Origin of the sequence: Zhengella sp. (assembly GCF_041397485.1) — a bacterium.
Lineage (GTDB): Bacteria > Pseudomonadota > Alphaproteobacteria > Rhizobiales > Rhizobiaceae > Zhengella.
In genome coordinates this window covers 68,903-82,527 of the sequence record NZ_JAWKWO010000006.1, presented here as the reverse complement: position 1 = coordinate 82,527, position 13,625 = coordinate 68,903, and the positions used below count along the sequence as shown (strand labels likewise).

The following is a 13,625-nucleotide window of genomic DNA, read 5'->3' as shown; positions in this document are numbered from 1 at the left end:
TCCCCGCCATGGTCTTTCAGACCGATGCGTCGGGCAACGTCGGCAAAGCCCGTGCGTTCCTGACCATCCGCAATGTCGCCATTGCGCTCTGCATTGCCAGCATGGTCAACATCCTGCTGCTGTTCGGCCTTTCGCTTCATCGCGACAGCGTCGGCCAGATCGGCAGCGAGAATTACCGGTCGATCATGGCCGACCAGGCGGTCATCGCCAATGTCCAGCCGCCGCCGTCCTATGTCATCAATGCCTACAAGGATCTCTATGAGGTCGTTGCCGAACCGGAGAAGGCGAAGGAGCATTTCGAGGCGTTCAAGCGCCACAAGCAGGAATTCCTCGACCAGGTGGAGACATGGCGCACGGCCGATATCGACGCGCAGACCAGGGAATTGCTGACGGTCCGCTCGCCGGCATCGCTGGAGCCGTTCTGGGACGTGGCCGAGACCAGGATCTTTCCCGCTTTCATCAACAATTCCAGCACGCTGGTCTATGCGTTGACGGAGGAGTTCGAGACCGTGCGCAAGGCCTTTGCCGAGCACCAGGAGATCGCCGAGACGGTGATCGCCCTCTCCCGGCAAAGCACGCAGGACCATCTGGCGGAGGTCTCCGGCTCCATCGACACGCTCACCAGGCTCTATTATGCGGCCGGGGCCTTTGCCCTGCTGAGTGCGCTGGCCACCGTGGCGATTGTCCTCAACTACCTGGTCAGGCCGCTGCGGCGCATTCGCGATGTGACGAATGACCTGGCCGCCGGGCGCCAGATCGACAATATTCCCTATGTCGGGCACGGGCACGAGATCGGCGAGGTCGCCCGCGCTCTGACAGTGTTCCAGACGGCGGCCCGCGAGCGGATCGAGCAGGAACGCCAGATCAACAGCGAACGCGAGCAGAATGCCCGCATCAAGGCGGAAGCCGATCAGCGGGTTGCCGAGGAGGCGGCCGCGACCAATGCCGCGATGGAAGCCCTGCGCGAGGGCTTGCGCCGGATGGCGGACGGCGACCTGACCACGCGCATCGACGTGCCCTTTGCCGGGCGGCTGGACCCGATCCGCAAGGACTTCAACGATGCCTGCGGCAAGATCGGATCAGCCTTTGCCCGCGTGGTGTCGACGGCGGACAGCCTGAATGGCGGCGTGACCGAAATCGTTTCGGCCTCCGACGACCTGTCGCGGCGCACCGAGCGTGTCGCCGCCTCGCTGGAAGAGACCGTGGCCACGCTGCGCGAGATCAACGAGACGGTGGAGAAGTCGTCGCAAAGCCTGGAAAAGACACGGCAGCGCACGGCAACGGCGCGCGCGGATGCCGAAGCCAGCAGCGCGGTGGTGTCGGATGCGCTTTCGGCCATCGGTGCCATCGAGGCCTCGGCCAGGGAAATCAACCAGATCATAGCCGTCATCGACGATATTGCCTTCCAGACCAACCTGCTGGCGCTCAATGCCGGCGTGGAGGCGGCGCGGGCCGGCGATGCCGGTCAGGGCTTCGCGGTCGTTGCCTCGGAAGTGCGCGCGCTGGCGCAGCGTTCGGCCACGGCGGCCAAGGAGATCAAGACCCTGATCTCCAAGTCGTCGGAGCAGGTGTCCACGGGCTCGCGGCTCGTCGGCGAAACCGGCAACACGCTGCACCGCATCGCCGAGCAGGTGCTGGAAATGAGCACCGACATCGAGGATATCGCGGCGCAGGCTCGTGAAGAAGCCGTGGCGCTCAGGCAGTTGAGCGTGGCGGCCGACGAGATGGACGCGATGACCCAGCAGAACGCGGCCATGGCAGAACAGGCGACGGCAACGAGCCATTCGCTGGGCGCGGAGGCGGCGGAACTGTCGTCGCTGGTCCGGTCATTCCGGATATCCGGCGTGGCGGCGGCGCCGGCAAAGGCGGCCGCACCGGCAGACACCGCGGCAGCGCCGGCGGTCCGCCCCCGGCCCTCTCCGGCAATCGCCATGCAGAAACGTGTCGCCAGCGCGTTTGCGCCTGCCGGTCAGGCCAGGGCGGCGGCGGATGAAGACTGGACCGAATTCTGATGACGGGGAGCAGTGGCATGAAGCTCAAGGAAGACCTTGCCGGACCTCAGTCCGCCGATCTTCTCGACGCATTCCGGGAGGCACGCGGCGAACCGCTGGTCGTCGACGCCTCCGCGGTGAGGAAGGTCGACACGCCGGGCCTGGAAATCTGCCTTTCGGCGGCCAGGACCTGGCGGTCGGACGGAAAGACGCTTCGATACGAGAACGTCCCGGACATTCTCGAAACGGCAATGGAAAGCATCGGCCTGAAACAAGAGGACATTCAGGCGGAGGGAGATTGATATGAGCAGGAAGATCCTCGCAGTCGACGATTCCAGGACCATGCGCCTCATGATCGAGGATTGCCTGGCCATGGCGGGCTATGAAGTGGTCACGGCCGTGGATGGCCAGGACGGACTTTCGAAACTGGATGGCGGCGTGCCCGACGTGATCATCACCGACATCAACATGCCGGTAATGGACGGGTTCGCCTTCATCGAGGCGGTGCGCAAGGAGGGACCGGCCAGCCGCGTGCCGATCCTCGTGCTGACCACGGAATCCAGCCCGGAGAAGAAACAGCGGGCAAGAGCCAGCGGCGCGACCGGCTGGATCGTCAAGCCGTTCATGCCCGACAAGCTGATCGCGGCCATCGAACGCGTTGCACACTAGAACAGAGCCGGCAGGTTGGTGATGAATACAGACCGGATCAAGGAAACCTTCTTCCTCGAATGCGCCGAGCAGATGGCGGAGATCGAGGAGTCCCTGATGATGTTGCGCGAGGACCCGACGCAGCGCGAGTGCATCAATGCGGTCTTCCGCGCGGTGCATTCGGTGAAGGGGGGCGCGGGCGCTTTCGGCTTCAATGATCTCGTCCATTTCGCCCATGTCGTCGAGAACGGTCTGGACGTGCTGCGCAACGGGGCCAATCCGGGCGACGACCCGCGCCTCGACCTGATCGCGCGGGCCACCGACATCCTCTCCGATGCGGTGTCGGCGACACAAAACGGCACCGCATTCCCCGACACGGCAGCCATCGTGGCCGAGATCACGGCGGCCTTCGCGCTGAGCGAGGAGCCGGATTCGGGCGAGGAGATCGCCTTCGAGGCCGTGCCCATCGCCATCGAGCCGCTGGACGTGATCGCGCCGGCGAACCAGACCTACATCATATCGCTGAAGCCGGAGATCGGGTTCTACCTGCGTGGCGACGATGTGCTGAAGCTGGTGCGCAGCCTGGCCGAGATGGGCCGGCTGGAGGTGGAATGCGACCAGTCGGCGGTGCCGCAGATCGACCGGTTCGATCCCGCCATGACCTACCTGTCCTGGACGATGCGGCTGGAGACGATGGCCACGCGCGACGAGGTGGACAGCGTTTTCGAATGGCTGGGCGAGGATTGCCTGGTGACGATCACCTGCGAGGGCGGGGAGCCGGAAGCCGGCGAGTTCGATCTCGATGCCCTGCTCGCCGATCTCGGTCCGGCGCAAGGCGATGGCTTGCCGGACGGGACCGGGCCGGAGCGGGCCACCCTCGATGCGGTGGCGGCACCGCCGCTGGAGGCCGCCCTGGCCGATCTCGCGCCGCTTGCCGAAGCGCATCCCGCTGCGGTCCTGCCGGAAGCGGCAGAGCCGAAGGAGGTGCGCGGCACGGCACAGCCCTCCGGCAGCCCCAAGGCCACGGCGACCATTCGCGTCGAATCGGAAAAGGTCGACCGGCTCATCAACCTGATGGGCGAGGCGGTGATCAGCCAGGCCATGCTGGCCGAGCGCATCACCGAGAATGCCGAGGACAACAACGGCACGCCCTCCTACCAGGTGCTGGACGAGATGCAGGCGCTGATGCGCGAAATTCAGGAAAGCGTGATGTCGATCCGCGCGCAACCGGTCAAGCCGGTGTTCATGCGGCTGGCGCGCGTGATCCGCGAGGCCTGCTCGACGACGGGAAAGCAGGCGCGGCTGGTGCTGGAGGGCGAAGGCACCGAGGTGGACACCACGGTGATCGAGAACCTGAACGACCCGCTGACCCATCTGATCCGCAATGCGGTCGACCACGGACTCGAATCGCCGGAGGTGCGCAGGGAGCACGGAAAGCCGGCCGAGGGCACGATCAAAGTCGCGGCTTTCCACATGTCCGGCCGGATCGTTGTCACGATCGATGACGACGGCGCCGGCATCAATCGCGAGCGCGTGCTCAAGAAGGCCGTGGAGAAGGGCATTGTCGAGCCGGGCGCGGAACTGTCTGATGGCGAGATCGACAACCTGGTCTTCGCGCCGGGCTTCTCGACGGCGGAAACCGTTTCCGACATTTCCGGGCGTGGCGTCGGCATGGATGTGGTGCGCCAGTCCATCCAGAAACTCGGCGGACGGGTGTCGATTGCCTCGACGCCGGGCAAGGGCACGCAAATCCGGCTCAGCCTGCCGCTGACGCTGGCCATCCTCGACGGCATGATCGTGCGCGCGGCCAACGAGGTTTTCGTCGTGCCGATCACCAGCGTCATCGAAACGATCAGCGTGAAGAAGGGCGATATCAGCGTCATTGGCGGCAAGTTCGTCGCAAGGCGCCGCGATGCACTGGTGCCGGTGGTCAACGTGGCCGAACGCCTCGGCTTCGGCGGGGCGCTGGGCGCCATCGACAGCGGCACCCTGCTGGTCGTGGAGGCGCAGGACGGGACCGTCGTCGCCCTGCTGATCGACGAGATCGAGGGCCAGCAACAGATCGTCATCAAGAGCCTGGAACAGAATTTCGGGTTCGTGCGCCATGTCTCGGCCGCCACGATCCTCGGCACCGGCCGCATCGCGCTGATCCTCGATATCGACGAGATCGCCAGCACCAAGAATGCCGAAGCACGCTCGAACCTGCTTCAGGGCCATTTGGAAAGGATGTCAGCATGACCGACACGCAAGCCGCCCGGCAAACCCATGAATTCATCGCCTTCATCGTCCGCAACCAGGAATTCTGCATCGACATCCGCTCGATCCGCGAAATCCGCGGCTGGACCCATGCCACGCGCCTGCCGCATGTGCCGGGCTATGTCGTCGGGGTGATCAACCTTCGCGGAACGATCCTGCCGATCTTCGATGTGGCGCAGCGTTTCGGCATGGAACCGGCGACGTCTGAAACCCAGAATGTCATCATCGTGACCAACGTCGGATCGCGCACCGTCGGCCTGCTGGTCGATTCCGTCTCCGACATCCTGCATGTGGAGAGTGCCCAGATCCGCGATCTGCCAGACGTGGAATCCGATCTTGCGCGCGACTTCCTGAAACAGGTGATCCTGCATGACAACCGCATCATCTGCGAGGTCATGCTTGAGAAAGTGGTCGAGAGCGATCTGCTGGAAGTGGCGGCCTGACGCGCATGGAGACAGCGGCCCGGATTTCAGCCTTTGACGGTCCTTCGCCCGACACGGTGCTGAGCGAGCGCGCCTTCCGCGCCGTGCAGTCACTGGTCCATGAGCGCATCGGCATCAACCTGACCGACGCCAAGCGCGATCTCGTGCGCACCCGTCTGATCAAGCGCTTGCGGGCACTGCGGTGCGAGAGCTTCGATGCCTATCTGGAGCTCGTCGCCAATCCGGCCCATGACGACGAATTGCAGCAGCTCATGATGGCGATCACGACCAACGTGACCGACTTCAACCGCGAGCCGCATCATTTCCGGCATTTCCGCGAGCATGCCCTGCCGCTGGTGCGCGAGCGGCTGGCTTCGCGCGAGCCGGCGCGGATATGGTCCGCGGGGTGTTCGGACGGCCGCGAGCCCTATACGCTGGGCAGCGTCATCCTGCAGGCCATGCCGGATGCGGCGCGCAAGGACATCCGCATCCTGGCGACCGATATCGACCGGAACATGCTGGAACGGGCGCGCCAGGGGCGCTATGGCGGGGACAACGCAGCCAAGCTGCCGCGCGACATCGCCGATTGCGGCTTCGACCGGGACGGCGACGGGGTGGCCGCCAAGGGTGACCTGAAGACGCTGGTCTCCTTCCGCGAACTGAACCTGATCGGCGACTGGCCGATGCGCCGCCGGTTCCAGGCCATCTTCTGCCGCAACGTCCTGATCTATTTCACCCGCGACCTGCAGGCGCGCCTGTTCGAGCGTTTCGCCGGGCAGCTGGAGCCGGGCGGCTTTCTCTATATCGGCCATTCCGAGCGCATGCACGGACCGGTGGCGCGCGATTTCGTGCAGTCGGACATCACCACCTACCGCTATCTTCCCGGACGGGGAGGCACGGCATGATCCGGGTCCTTGTCGTCGACGATTCCCCCATGATGCAACGCCTCCTGTCCACGATCCTGGATGCCGATCCGGAGATCGAGGTGATCGGTACGGCCGGCGACCCCTACGAGGCGCGCGCGCGGATCAAGGAACTCGATCCGGACGTCGTGACGCTGGACCTTGAGATGCCGAACATGAACGGCATCGATTTCCTGCACAAGATCATGCAGTTGCGGCCCATGCCGGTGGTCGTCATCTCCAGCCACGTGGAGCAGTCGGAGGCCATTGCGCGCGAAGTGCTCGAAGCCGGCGCGCATGCCTGCCTGCCCAAGCCGAAGCTGGATGACGAAGCGAGCCTGCTGGCCATGCGGCGGATCGTGCGACAGGCCGGCAGGGGCGGCCCGCCCATGGAATCCATGAATGGCGCGCACCGGTCCGCGACCGGCATGCGCAGTTCCCAGTCCGGCCATGACGCGGCGTCCAGGGGACGGCCGGAACTGGTTGCCATCGGCGCGTCGACCGGCGGCATCGAGGCGATTTCGGAAGTGCTTTCCACGTTCAGCGCGGATTGTCCGCCAACCGTCATCGTGCAGCACCTGCCGGCCGGTTTCTCGCGCAATCTGGCGGACCGGCTCAACCGGCTGGTCAAGCCCGCCGTGCGCGAGGCGGCGGACGGCGAACCGCTGGCGCCCGGCACCGTCTATATCGCGCCGGGCGGGGAGCGCCATCTGGTGGTCAGCGGGCCGGCGCTCAAGGGCCGTCTCATCGCCGGCGACCCGGTCTCCGGCCACCGGCCTTCCATCGATGTCCTGTTCGGCTCGATTGCGCAGCTGAAAGGGGTATCGGTCGCCGCGGCGCTTCTGACAGGCATGGGGTCGGATGGCGCGCGCGGCATGTACCGGATCCGCAGCAATGGGGGGCGGACCGTATCGCAGGACGAGGCAACGAGCCTGATCTTCGGCATGCCGAAGGCCGCGGTGGAACTCGGGGCAGCCGCGGAAGTCCTGCCCATCACACGGATCGCCGGCGCCCTGCTGGCGGGCCGCAAGAACATCGAAAACGAAGGATCGGGCCAATGAGCCTCAAGGACATTGTTCACATCATGGTCGTGGACGACCACATAACCAGCCGGATGATGACGGTCGAATCGCTGCAGGAAATGGGCGTCAAGAACATCCAGATCGCCAAGGACGGGCGTGAGGCCTTCACCAAGCTGTCGACGCAGCCGGTGCATCTGGTGATATCCGACGTGTTCATGCCGGATGTCGACGGGCTGAGCCTCCTGAAGGCCGTGCGCGGGCATCCCAAGCTTTCCAAGATGGGCTTCATCCTGCTGACAGGAAAGCGCGACTACGAGGTCATCACCAAGGCGCAGGCGCTGGGCGCCAACAACGTGCTGGCAAAGCCGATCGACAAGCCTGGCCTGCGCCGGGCGATCGAGGGGGTGATCGGGAGACTTTGATGGGCATGGACATGAAACGCGTCATCATCGCGCAGGGCGAGCATCGCGTCAGCGGCGATCGGGATCTGGTCTTCGCGGCCATCTTGGGATCGTGCGTGGCGACTTGCGTCTATGACAGCGCGCTTCATTTCGGCGCCATGAACCACATCCTGCTGCCGGGCGGCAATTCCTCCGCCGAGCATGACGCGGAACGCCGCTATGGCGCCTACCTCATGGAGGTCATGCTCAACGACATGTACAAGCGCGGTTCGCGCAAGCGCGATCTCGTGTTCAAGATTTTCGGCGGGTCGAGCCTGTTCAACGCCCGCTACGGCCCGGGCGAGAAGAACGTCGCCTTCGTGCGCCAGTTCCTGGAGGCGGAAGGCTTCGCTCCGGCATCCGAAAGCCTTGGCGGGCCGAAGGGCAGGCGCATCGAGTTCACGCCATCGACCGGAAAGGTGCTGATGAAATTCCTGCAAGGCAGCGAAGCCTTGCCGCCGGCCGAGCCGCCGGTCCCCCGCCAGCCTGCCGTCGCGGGCGAAGTCGACCTTTTCTAGGAACCAAACATGTCCCATGCAGACCACGAAATGTTCTTCTTCGACGATGCCGACGAAACCGGCACGGGCCCTTGCAAGCCAGACAGCACACCGCTGCGTGTGCCGTCGGGCCAGGTGCTGGCCGGCGCGATCGGCGAACTGGTCGAGATCGCCGAAGCGCTCGACAACAGCGATCACTGGCCGGTCGAGGCGCTCGACACCGACCATCTGGATTTCATCCAGTCGCTCGACCTGATCAGCCAGAAGCTCAGGGAAATCGCGCGCCTGATGACGGTTTACCAGGACAAGACGGCGGACGCCTTCGACATGGAACTGCATAGCGGGCTGGAATCGCTGCTCAGCAAGATGAAGGCGGCGGGCTGACGCCCAGCGGCCGGAATACGCATGTGTTTTAGCGCAACCTTAATAATTGCCCGCAACACTGGGCAAAACGGGATTGGGGCCATGACGGACCCGATGGAATTTCGGCGGATCGCCGCCGCCACGCGATGCGAGCGTGGACGTCATCTTCCAACGGGACGATCATGGCAAACTGGTTCGGCAAACTCAAACTTTCCGCAAAGCTCGCTGGCGTCATCATCGGGGTAAGCCTGGTCGGGCTGGTGACCTATTCCACGGCGTCGTGGGTGATCCAGGAACGCACGGCGATGACGAATGCGATCCAGGACTGGACCCAGGAATCGCAGCAGTTCGGCACACTTTCGGCCGCCGCCGTGAAATGGGGCCAGGGCGACGCGGTTGGAGATGCATACAAGCATTATCGCGACGACGAGAGCCTTGGCCTGATGGGCTTCATGGCAGTCAACAGCAAGGGCGAGGCGATCAACACCTGGTTCCGCGACGGGGCTGTCGGCGAGGCGGACCAGCAGAAAGCCGGCACGATCTCCACGGCCATATCCGGGGAGGAACGGCTCGTATCGGAGATCGGCAACGGCCTCGTGGCCGTATCGGTGCCGCTTCCGCTGGACAAGTCCGGCAACCCGGTCGGCGCCATCACCACGGTCTGGTCCAATGAGGCGATCGTTGCCGATGCCCGCAACACGGCGCTGGTGCGGCTGGCCTCGCAGGCCGCCATCATGGCGCTGGTGGTGATCGTGTTCCTGTTCGCGCTCTCTCGCCTGATGAGCAGGCCGCTCAAGACATTGGGCGAGCGTATCGCCAGCCTTCGGGAAGGCGATACCGAAAGCGCGGTTCCCTATCTCGACAATGACGATGAAATCGGTGTCGTGGCGCGCGCACTGGAGATGTTCCGCACTGAAACGATCGAAAAACAGGCACGGGAAAAGGCCGCGGCAGAGGAGCGCGAGGCGGTCAGCCTCGAACGCAACCGCAATGCCGAAACCGCCGCAAGGACGGCCGCAATGCAGGCGGATGCCGTGGCGCGGCTGGCCCTGGCGCTGGAACGGCTGGCCGGCGGCGATTTTTCCAGCCGCATCGACGATCTCGGCCCCGAATTCGAGAAGGTGACCGCCGACTTCAACCGGATGGTCGATTCAGTCGCCACCGTCCTCGACGACATCAAGGCATCGGCCGGCAGCATCGATCTCGGCTCGCAGCAATTGCTGCATTCGGCCGAACAGCTTTCCGACCGCACCGCGCGTCAGGCTGCCTCGCTTGAGCAGACGGCCGCCTCGCTGGAGCAGATCACCGCCACGGTGAAGCGGTCTTCCGACAGTGCCACGCAGGCCGGCGAACTCGTCGGCAATGCCAAGTCGCAGGCGGCGCGTTCGGTGGCCAAGATGCAGGACGCCATCGGCGCGATGGGACGCATCGAAGCCTCTTCGTCCCAGATCGAGCGCATCATCGGCGTGATCGACGAGATCGCCTTCCAGACCAACCTGCTGGCGCTCAATGCGGGCGTCGAGGCGGCGCGGGCCGGCGAAGCGGGCAAGGGGTTCGCCGTGGTGGCGCAGGAGGTGCGCGAACTGGCGCAGCGCTCGGCCGAAGCGGCCAAGGAGATCAAGCAACTGATCGCCACGTCGGTGGAAGAGGTGGGAACGGGCGCCGCGCTGGTCAACCAGACCGGGGGCGCCCTGGCCGAGATCGAACAGCTTATCGGCAAGATCCATGACAGTATCCAGGATTTCATCCGGTCCTATTCGGAACAATCCGCGGGCCTGTCGGAAATCAACACGGCCGTCGGCTACATGGACCAGGTGACGCAGCAAAACGCGGCCATGGCCCAGGAGGCCAATGCCGCCAGCCATGACCTCGTCAGCCAGGGCGAGCTCTTGAAGACGGCGGTCGCCCGCTTCGATACCGGCAGGACACAGGCCGTCCTCCATGCACCCACCGTCAAGGTGGCTGCCAAGCCGTCGGCAGCGCCCGGCAAGCCGCAGGCCAAGGCCAGCGTACCTGTTCGCGCCAGTGCCGGAAACACGGCGCTCGCGGAAGACTGGGAGGAATTCTGAACCGTCACCCGCTGACTTTTCGCGCAGAACACCGAGGAGGTCCCCGATGCGCAAGACCCTGTTTGCCCTGGCCCTTGTGGCCGGACTCGCATCAACCCACGCCACGGCCGTGGCCGAAGAGGCCTATGTCGCGCCGATCAAGGCCTATGTCGAGCAGAACGTCCAGCCCTGGCTCTCCGATCCCGCCGTCATATCCGCGATCAAGGCGCAGAACGAGGCCCATGCCGGACTTTCCCAGGCCGATATCGACGCAATGGACAAGGAATGGCGCGCCGGCGTGGACGGTGGCGACCGCAAGTTGATCGACGGCGTGCTGTCCAATGCTCTCTCGGCCTTCCTGCAAAAGAAGCAGCAGGAATCCGGCGGGGTCATCACAGAGGTCTTCGTGATGGACAACAAGGGCCTGAATGTCGGTCAGAATGCGCTGACATCGGACTATTGGCAGGGTGACGAGGACAAGTTCCAGAAGTCGTTCGGCGCCGGGGCCGGTGCCATGTTCGTCGATGCGCCGGAAAAGGACGAATCGACACAGGTGCTGCAATCGCAGGCTTCGACGACCATTGTCGATGAGAGCGGCAACCTCATCGGCGCGATCACCATCGGCATCAATCTCGGCGAGATCTGACGCCAGTCCCGACGAGGCCGGCGCGGCGGCTGCGCCGGCCCCTTGCGTCGAGGACGCTCCTGGCGGCATAACCCCCGGAATTCCTTGTGCCGGCAGAACCCAGCGGGCGTCCGGCGCATCGCTCTTCCGGGGGGAAACCCATGACGCTCATCGATCTCGTGCTCGACATTGCCGCCCTTCCGGCGGCGAAAATTCCCGTGGATGTGCGCAAGGTTGCGCAGGGATCGCTGATGGACTGGATCGCCTGCGGACGGGCAGGCGCTGGCGAGCCGCTGACCGGCATGCTGCGGACCCTCGCCGCAAAGGAAGGCGGCGTTGGTGCGGCCACGCTGTTCGGCGGCGGCCGGGCGCCGGCGCGCATGGCCGCCCTCGTCAATGGCGCGGCCAGTCATGCGCTGGATTTCGACGATACCCATTTTGACCATGTCGGGCACCTGTCGGTCGCGATCTATCCGGCCGCGCTTGCCGTGGCCGAGGAAACGGGGGCGAGCGGGCAGGCGGTTGCCGATGCCTTTCTACTGGGCGCGGAAGCCGCCATCCGCATCGGGCGGGTTCTGGGCGCTGAGCATTACAACCGCGGTTTTCACCAGACGGCCACTGCCGGGGCATTCGGCGCGACGGTGGCCGCGGGCCGTCTGCGCGGGCTCGACCGGGCGCGGATGCGCGCAGCGCTCGGCCTTTGCGCGACGCGGGCATCGGGTCTCAAGTCCCAGTTCGGCACCATGGGCAAGCCCTATAACGCGGGCATTGCCGCCTCGAACGGTGTGGAATGCAGCGCGCTGGCCGCAGCCGGGTTCACCTCCACCTGCGACGGTCTGATGGGCGCGCAAGGTTTCATCCCGACCCACAGCGAGGCGCGCGCGCCGGATGCTGCCTTCGAGGGGGGCCTGCCGCCGGAAGTCTTCCGGCTGCTCGACAACAAGTACAAGTTCCACGCCTGCTGCCACGGCACCCATGCCATGATCGAGGCGCTGCTGCCGGTCGCCGCCGAAGGGCTGGCGCCGGAAAGCGTGCGTTCACTGACGCTTTCGACAAATCCGCGCTGGCTGAAGGTCTGTGACATCAAGCGTCCGCGCACGGGGCTCGAAGTCAAGTTCAGCTATGCCTGGCTGGCAGGCATGGTGTTTCACGGCATTCGCACCGGCGACGACAAGGCCTATGCGGATGCGCTGGCGGCCGACGCGCGGCTTGCCGGTTTCGCCAGCCGGGTTTTCGTCGAGGGCGATGACCGGCTGAGCGACCTGCAGGCCCGCTGTTCCATCGTGCTGGACAGTGGCGAGACGGTTGCCGCCGACCACGATCTGGCGGCGCGGCTTCCCGGCGACGTGCTGCTGGCGAAACTTGCCGCGAAGGTTCGGGCCCTGGTTCCGGACGGCGCCCAGGCGATCATCGAACGGACCGGCGATCTGGAAGGCTGCACCGCATCCGGTATCGCGCGATTGCTTGTGCCGGCCGGCTCATGATCTTCCTGCGCGACCCGGCTGGGCTTCAGGCCGCAGTGAGCGGATTGCCCTGCTCGTCCTCGATCAGCCAGCGCACCTTGTCCTCTTCGAGGAAATCGACGGAATGGATGACCGTGCCATGGCCTTCCAGGAAGCAGACATTGTAGTTGGGCTGCAATTCCCCGTAGCCCATGCGCGTGGCGATGCCCGAGAAATCCGGCCAGCAGGTGTGATTGGTCGAGCGCGGCGCGGAATAGGGAATGCCGCGCACCGTGCCGCTCAGCGTGTAGTGGCAATGACCGAAGAAGATGTGGCGCACCGTGTCGCGATGGGCGGCCAGCAGTTCCTGCAATTCGCGCTCCTGCACGATGCCGATCTGGTCGGCATTGGCGATATGGACGGCAATCGGGTTGTGATGCAGGAACAGCCATGCGCCCTTGCCGGCATCGCGCGCGGCGCAAAGCTGGCGGTCGAGCCAGGCGCGGCGGGCGGCGCAATAGTGGCCGGCGTGGGTGCCCGGTTCAGTCGAATCCATGTAGATGAAGGTGCCCGCGGGCGTCTCCTCGGTCCACTGGATGAAGCCGTTCGCGTCGCGCGGCGTGGCAGGGAAGACCGTGGCATAGGTTTTTCGGTTGTCGTGGTTGCCGATCAGCAGGCGCGGCGCGGCATCTCCTTTCAGGCTGCTGGCTTCGAGCATGGCGGCCAGCAGGCGATAGCTCTCCTCGCGGCCGTGATGGGTCAGGTCGCCGGTGATGACGACACGGTCGGCGTCTGCGTGGTTTACTTCCACATGGGCGAGGCAGCGCCGGAAATTCTCGACCGGATCGAGGCCGCAGACCGGCTCCGGGTTGATGTGTATGTCGGAAATGTGGATCAGCTTCATAACAGTGTCACCGTGCTGGTTTTTCTGGCGTGCCTAGACCGCTCGTGTTTCAGCGGCGTGACAGA

14 protein-coding genes are annotated in these 13,625 nt (G+C 65.0%); 13 read left to right on the top strand and 1 reads right to left on the bottom strand.

Translation table 11 applies throughout. The annotated features are described in order from the left end of the window. Positions 1–8: 8 nt before the first annotated feature. The 13 genes from R3D65_RS17450 (at position 9) to R3D65_RS17390 (ending at position 12,698) form a co-directional block, all read left to right on the top strand. Entirely contained in the window at positions 9–2,012 is a 2,004-nt protein-coding gene (locus tag R3D65_RS17450) for a methyl-accepting chemotaxis protein (protein ID WP_371276560.1), read from the top strand. 17 nt (positions 2,013–2,029) lie between these two features. Next, positions 2,030–2,293 carry an STAS domain-containing protein gene (locus tag R3D65_RS17445; protein WP_371276559.1) on the top strand — a complete coding sequence of 88 codons (264 nt, stop codon included), beginning with the start codon at positions 2,030–2,032 and terminating at the stop codon, positions 2,291–2,293. Position 2,294: 1 nt separating this feature from the next. After that, positions 2,295–2,660 (top strand): response regulator, encoded by a 366-nt coding sequence (locus R3D65_RS17440; protein WP_371276558.1) that lies wholly within the window; start codon positions 2,295–2,297, stop codon positions 2,658–2,660. A 21-nt stretch (positions 2,661–2,681) separates the two neighbouring features. Next, positions 2,682–4,877 carry a chemotaxis protein CheA gene (locus tag R3D65_RS17435; RefSeq protein ID WP_371276557.1) on the top strand — a complete coding sequence of 732 codons (2,196 nt, stop codon included), beginning with the start codon at positions 2,682–2,684 and terminating at the stop codon, positions 4,875–4,877. Beyond that, entirely contained in the window at positions 4,874–5,338 is a 465-nt protein-coding gene (locus R3D65_RS17430; protein WP_371276556.1) for a chemotaxis protein CheW, read from the top strand. The genes R3D65_RS17435 and R3D65_RS17430 overlap by 4 nt, the downstream gene beginning before the upstream one ends. A 5-nt stretch (positions 5,339–5,343) precedes the next feature. Next, a complete protein-coding gene (locus tag R3D65_RS17425) occupies positions 5,344–6,222 on the top strand; it encodes a protein-glutamate O-methyltransferase CheR (protein WP_371276555.1) in 879 nt (292 codons plus the stop codon). Then, complete coding sequence (locus R3D65_RS17420; protein WP_371276554.1) at positions 6,219–7,280, top strand: chemotaxis response regulator protein-glutamate methylesterase; 1,062 nt, start codon at positions 6,219–6,221, stop codon at positions 7,278–7,280. Before R3D65_RS17425 ends, R3D65_RS17420 begins: the two co-directional genes overlap by 4 nt. Continuing rightward, positions 7,277–7,663, top strand: a complete 387-nt coding sequence (locus tag R3D65_RS17415; protein ID WP_371276553.1) for a response regulator — start codon at positions 7,277–7,279, stop codon at positions 7,661–7,663. The genes R3D65_RS17420 and R3D65_RS17415 overlap by 4 nt, the downstream gene beginning before the upstream one ends. Before the next feature lie 5 nt (positions 7,664–7,668). Beyond that, positions 7,669–8,199 carry a chemotaxis protein CheD gene (locus R3D65_RS17410; RefSeq protein WP_371276552.1) on the top strand — a complete coding sequence of 177 codons (531 nt, stop codon included), beginning with the start codon at positions 7,669–7,671 and terminating at the stop codon, positions 8,197–8,199. 9 nt (positions 8,200–8,208) lie between these two features. Then, entirely contained in the window at positions 8,209–8,562 is a 354-nt protein-coding gene (locus tag R3D65_RS17405) for a hypothetical protein (protein WP_371276551.1), read from the top strand. A gap of 161 nt (positions 8,563–8,723) precedes the next feature. Then, on the top strand, positions 8,724–10,610 hold the full coding sequence (locus R3D65_RS17400; protein WP_371276550.1) for a methyl-accepting chemotaxis protein: 1,887 nt from the start codon (positions 8,724–8,726) through the stop codon (positions 10,608–10,610). A gap of 46 nt (positions 10,611–10,656) precedes the next feature. Further along, a complete protein-coding gene (locus R3D65_RS17395) occupies positions 10,657–11,235 on the top strand; it encodes a PDC sensor domain-containing protein (RefSeq protein ID WP_371276549.1) in 579 nt (192 codons plus the stop codon). 140 nt (positions 11,236–11,375) lie between these two features. Next, the gene (locus R3D65_RS17390; protein ID WP_371276548.1) at positions 11,376–12,698 is read left to right on the top strand and encodes an MmgE/PrpD family protein; all 1,323 of its coding nucleotides are present in this window, start codon (positions 11,376–11,378) and stop codon (positions 12,696–12,698) included. Positions 12,699–12,723: 25 nt separating this feature from the next. Here the strand turns inward: R3D65_RS17390 and R3D65_RS17385 are convergent, their stop codons facing one another. Then, positions 12,724–13,560, bottom strand: coding sequence for a phosphodiesterase (locus R3D65_RS17385; RefSeq protein WP_371276547.1), 837 nt, complete (start codon positions 13,558–13,560; stop codon positions 12,724–12,726). Positions 13,561–13,625 lie beyond the last annotated feature (65 nt).

Coding starts and splice junctions, on each gene's coding strand:
- R3D65_RS17425 (WP_371276555.1), top strand. CDS start 5,344: ATGGAGACAGCGGCCCGGATTTCAGCCTTTGACGGTCCTTCGCCCGAC.
- R3D65_RS17410 (WP_371276552.1), top strand. CDS start 7,669: ATGGACATGAAACGCGTCATCATCGCGCAGGGCGAGCATCGCGTCAGC.
- R3D65_RS17435 (WP_371276557.1), top strand. CDS start 2,682: ATGAATACAGACCGGATCAAGGAAACCTTCTTCCTCGAATGCGCCGAG.
- R3D65_RS17430 (WP_371276556.1), top strand. CDS start 4,874: ATGACCGACACGCAAGCCGCCCGGCAAACCCATGAATTCATCGCCTTC.
- R3D65_RS17395 (WP_371276549.1), top strand. CDS start 10,657: ATGCGCAAGACCCTGTTTGCCCTGGCCCTTGTGGCCGGACTCGCATCA.
- R3D65_RS17405 (WP_371276551.1), top strand. CDS start 8,209: ATGTCCCATGCAGACCACGAAATGTTCTTCTTCGACGATGCCGACGAA.
- R3D65_RS17390 (WP_371276548.1), top strand. CDS start 11,376: ATGACGCTCATCGATCTCGTGCTCGACATTGCCGCCCTTCCGGCGGCG.
- R3D65_RS17400 (WP_371276550.1), top strand. CDS start 8,724: ATGGCAAACTGGTTCGGCAAACTCAAACTTTCCGCAAAGCTCGCTGGC.
- R3D65_RS17385 (WP_371276547.1), bottom strand. CDS start 13,560: ATGAAGCTGATCCACATTTCCGACATACACATCAACCCGGAGCCGGTC.
- R3D65_RS17415 (WP_371276553.1), top strand. CDS start 7,277: ATGAGCCTCAAGGACATTGTTCACATCATGGTCGTGGACGACCACATA.
- R3D65_RS17450 (WP_371276560.1), top strand. CDS start 9: ATGGTCTTTCAGACCGATGCGTCGGGCAACGTCGGCAAAGCCCGTGCG.
- R3D65_RS17445 (WP_371276559.1), top strand. CDS start 2,030: ATGAAGCTCAAGGAAGACCTTGCCGGACCTCAGTCCGCCGATCTTCTC.
- R3D65_RS17420 (WP_371276554.1), top strand. CDS start 6,219: ATGATCCGGGTCCTTGTCGTCGACGATTCCCCCATGATGCAACGCCTC.
- R3D65_RS17440 (WP_371276558.1), top strand. CDS start 2,295: ATGAGCAGGAAGATCCTCGCAGTCGACGATTCCAGGACCATGCGCCTC.